The organism is Kitasatospora sp. NPDC059747, from assembly GCF_042732955.1.
GTDB lineage: Bacteria > Actinomycetota > Actinomycetes > Streptomycetales > Streptomycetaceae > Kitasatospora.
On record NZ_JBHWGV010000039.1, the window covers coordinates 53066 to 57062 of the forward strand.

The window sequence follows — 3997 nt, forward strand, 5'->3', positions numbered from 1 at the left end:
CGGGGCCCCCGCCCCCCGCCGGGGGGGCGGCGGGGGGGGCCCCATAAAATTTGGCCCCCCCCCCCCCGGGGGGGGGGGCCCCCCCCCCCCGGGGCCCCCCCCGCCTCCGTCGTTTCCGGCACGGCCCCCGGCCGGCGGCGGCCCGGATCAGAACGGCCGCAGAGCCGGCTCCTTGCGGGCGCCGCCGAGCAACCGCTCCAACGCCACTTCCACATCGCCGCGCCAGGACAGCGTGGTCCGGGCCTCCAGCCGCAGCCGCGGGTAGCGGGCGTGCGGCCGGACCGTCTTGAAGCCCACCGCGAGCAGGTGGTCGGCCGGGAGCACGCAGCTCGTCGGCACCCGTCCCGTCGCACCGAAGGCCTCGATCGCGCGCACGCCGCGCCCCACCAGGTCCTTGGCCACCGTCTGCACGAGCACCCGGCCCAGCCCCTGCCGCTGGTAACCCGGCAGCACCCGGCTGACCATCAGCTGGACCGCGTCCGGCGACACCGGACTGGTCGGGAAGGACTGCGAGCGCGGCACGTAGGCCGGCGGCGCGTAGAGCACGAACCCGGCGGGCTGGTCGTCCACGTAGACGATCCGGCCGCAGGAGCCCCACTCCAGCAGCACCGCGGAGATCCACCCCTCCTTCTCCAGCTCGGGCTTGCCGGACTCCACCGCCGCCTTCCCGCTCACCGGGTCCAGCTCCCAGAACACGCAGGAGCGGCAGGTCGTCGGCAGATCCGCGAGGTTGTCCAGCGTCAGCGGAGCGATCCGGCGTCCCATGCCCCGCACCTCCTCGTCCACTCCACAGTCGAGCATTCCCCCCGAACGCCGATGGGTGCATGTTTCACGTGAAACAGCACTCACGCGGAACATGCACCCATCGGGTCACGCCTCTTCGACCGGCCTCAGCCCTGCGACAGCCGCAGTCCGTCCTCGCCCGGGGCCAGGCTGTCCAGGATCCGGTTCAGGTCCTCGACCGAACCGAACTCCAGCACCACCTTGCCCTTGCCGAGCTTGCCGCCGCGCTGCGTCACCTCGACCTTGACCCGGGTGTCGAAGCGGTCCGACAGCCGGCTCGCCAGGTCGTTGAAGGCCGGGGAGTTCAGCTTGCCCGCCTTCGGCGCCTGGCGCTTCGGCTTCTCCTCCAGGCCCATCAGCTTGACGATCTCCTCGGTGGTCCGCACCGAGAGGCCCTCGCGGTTGATCCGCGCGGCCAGCTCCTCCTGCCGCTCCGGGTCCGCCAGGCTCACCAGCGCCTTGGCGTGCCCGGCCGACAGCACCCCGGCGGCCACCCGGCTCTGGACCGCGGGCGGGAGCTTCAGCAGCCGCAGCGTGTTGGTGACGTGCGGACGCGAGCGGCCGATCCGGTCCGCGAGCTCGTCATGGGTGCAGGAGAAGTCCCCCAGCAGCTGGTCGTAGGCGGCCGCCTCCTCCAGCGGGTTCAGCTCCGCCCGGTGCAGGTTCTCCAGGAGGGCGTCCAGCAGCAGCTTGTCGTCCTCGGTGGCCCGGACGATCGCCGGGATCCGGTCCAGCCCCGCCTCCCGGGAGGCGCGCCAACGGCGCTCGCCCATGATCAGCTCGTAGCGCTCCGGCCCGACCTGGCGCACCACGACCGGCTGGAGCAGACCCACCTCCTTGATGGAGGCGACCAGCTCGGCCAGCTTGTCCGGGTCGAAGACATCACGCGGCTGACGCGGGTTGGGCGTGATCCCGTCGATCGGCAGCTCGGCGAAGAATGCCCCGGGCACCGGCGCCGGCTGCTCCCGCAGGCTCTCCACGGCCACCCTGGCGGCCACCGTTCCGCGACCGCCCGGCAGTACCGGCACGGCCGTCGGCGAGACGGCTCCGGTCGCCACCACCGAGGCCGGCCCGGGCACGGCCGTGGCGGGCTGCCCCGCAGCCCCGCCGTCCGTCGGCGCCGCGGGGCCGATCAGCGCCCCGAGCCCCTTACCCAGACCCCTGCGACCACCACTCACTGCTGACCCTCCGTCGTACCGTGCTGTGCCACCGGGGCGCCGTGCCCCGTACCGCTGCCGCTGCGCTGCTGGCCCACCAGTGAGCCCCCGGCCTGGCCCACCGCACGCAGCGCGAGCTCCCGGGCGGCCTCCAGGTAGGAGAGCGCACCGGTGGAACCCGGGTCGTAGGTGAGCACCGTCTGACCGTAGCTGGGCGCCTCCGAGATGCGCACCGAACGCGGGATCGCCGTGCTCAGCACCTCCTGCGGGAAGTGGGTCCGGACCTCGTCGGCCACCTGGGCGGCCAGCCTGGTCCGGGCGTCGTACATGGTGAGCAGGATGGTCGAGACGTGCAGCGAGGGGTTGAGGTGCGCGCGCACCAGCTCGACGTTGCGCAACAGTTGGCCGAGGCCCTCCAGCGCGTAGTACTCGCACTGGATCGGGATCAGCACCTCCTGGCCGGCCACCAGGGCGTTGACCGTCAGCAGGCCCAGCGAGGGCGGACAGTCGATCAGGATGTAGTCCAGCGGCTGCTCGTAGGCGGCGATGGCGCGCTGGAGGCGGCTCTCCCGGGCCACCAGCGACACCAGCTCGATCTCCGCGCCGGCCAGGTCGATGGTGGCGGGGACGCAGAAGAGCCCCTCGACGTCCAGCACCGGCTGCACCACGTCGGCGAGCGGCTTGCCCTCCACGAGGACGTCGTAGATCGACGGCACCTCGGCGTGGTGGTCGATGCCGAGGGCGGTGGAGGCGTTGCCCTGCGGGTCGAGGTCGACGACCAGGACGCGCAGTCCGTGCATCGCGAGCGAGGCGGCCATGTTGACGGTGGTCGTCGTCTTGCCGACCCCGCCCTTCTGGTTGGCGACCACGATCACCCGGGTCGCGGCGGGCCTGGGAAGGCCCTCACCCGCCCGGCCGATCGCCTGGACCGCAGCCTGGGCAGCACGCGCGATGGGCGTGTCATCGATCTGGTCGATGGTCTCCGAGTCCTGCATGGGGGTCAGTGTTTCACGTGAAACCGGAGCGGCAACAGTCGCAGCCCGGCCGCGACTCAGGATTCCGGAGAGCAAGGAGCGACGTTTCACGTGAAACACCATGCCCGCTATGTCGGAAATCTGACGTTGCGACACTCCGGTGACCGTACAGCGGCCCGCTCTTCACCTCAATGACGACGGGCGGGTGGCCCTCCCGAACAGGGAGGGCCACCCGCCCGTCGTGGCGAGTGTCGAGCGTCACCCGGGGTCAGCGGCCCCGGCGGCGCCCGCCCCGGCCGCGCTCACCGGTGCGGGGGGCCGCGGTCCGGCCCGCCCGGGCCGCCTTGGCCCGCCGGGTCGCCGCCTTCACCCCGCCGGGGCTCTCCCCCGCCTTGACCTGGACCACCCGGGTCGAGGTCTCCAAGGTGCCCTCACCGACCGAGATGACGCTCCACTCGACCGCGCCGAGCTTGGTCAGCCCGGCCCGCGAGTCGGCCAGCTCCTGCTCGGCGCTGTCGCCCTTGAGCGCCAGCATCTGCCCGTGCGGGCGGAGCAGGGGCATGCCCCAGCCGGCCAGCCGGTCCAGCGGGGCCACCGCCCGGGCGGTCACCACGTCCACCGCGAGCTTGCCGACCATCTCCTCGGCCCGGCCGCGGAGCACGGTGACGTTCTCCAGGGCCAGCTCGCGGACGACCTCCTCCAGGAAGGTGGTCCGCCGCAGCAGCGGCTCCAGCAGCGTCACCGAGACGTCCGGACGGGCCAGCGCCACCGGGATGCCCGGCAGACCGGCGCCGGAGCCGACGTCGCACAGGGTGGTGCCGGCCGGCAGCAGCTCGGCGAGCACCGCGCAGTTCAGCACGTGCCGGTCCCAGAGCCGGGGCACCTCGCGCGGCCCGATCAGCCCGCGCTGGACGCCCGCGGTGGCCAGCAGCTCGGTGTAGCGGACCGCGGCGTCGAAGCGCTCGCCGAAGACCTCCCGGGCGGCGGCCAGCTCCTCCCGCTGGCGGGCCCGGAAGCCGGCAATGTCCAGCATGAGGCGGCTGCGCTCACCGGTCTCCCGGTGGACGGCCAACCGGGTCAGCT

At 73.3% G+C, this 3997-nt stretch carries 4 protein-coding genes; all 4 read right to left on the reverse strand.

All coding sequences use genetic code 11. The features are described 5' to 3' along the window. Positions 1-147 precede the first annotated feature (147 nt). The 4 genes from ACFV4G_RS19050 to rsmG all read right to left on the reverse strand — a co-directional run bounded on the left by ACFV4G_RS19050 (position 148) and on the right by rsmG (position 3947). A complete protein-coding gene (locus ACFV4G_RS19050) occupies positions 148-765 on the reverse strand; it encodes a GNAT family N-acetyltransferase (RefSeq protein ID WP_380441733.1) in 618 nt (205 codons plus the stop codon). A gap of 125 nt (positions 766-890) precedes the next feature. Further along, positions 891-1961 carry a ParB/RepB/Spo0J family partition protein gene (locus ACFV4G_RS19055; protein WP_380441735.1) on the reverse strand — a complete coding sequence of 357 codons (1071 nt, stop codon included), beginning with the start codon at positions 1959-1961 and terminating at the stop codon, positions 891-893. Beyond that, the gene (locus ACFV4G_RS19060; protein WP_380441759.1) at positions 1958-2908 is read right to left on the reverse strand and encodes a ParA family protein; all 951 of its coding nucleotides are present in this window, start codon (positions 2906-2908) and stop codon (positions 1958-1960) included. The genes ACFV4G_RS19055 and ACFV4G_RS19060 overlap by 4 nt, the downstream gene beginning before the upstream one ends. A gap of 274 nt (positions 2909-3182) precedes the next feature. Continuing rightward, entirely contained in the window at positions 3183-3947 is a 765-nt protein-coding gene (rsmG, locus tag ACFV4G_RS19065; protein ID WP_380441761.1) for a 16S rRNA (guanine(527)-N(7))-methyltransferase RsmG, read from the reverse strand. Between the last annotated feature and the right edge of the window lie 50 nt (positions 3948-3997).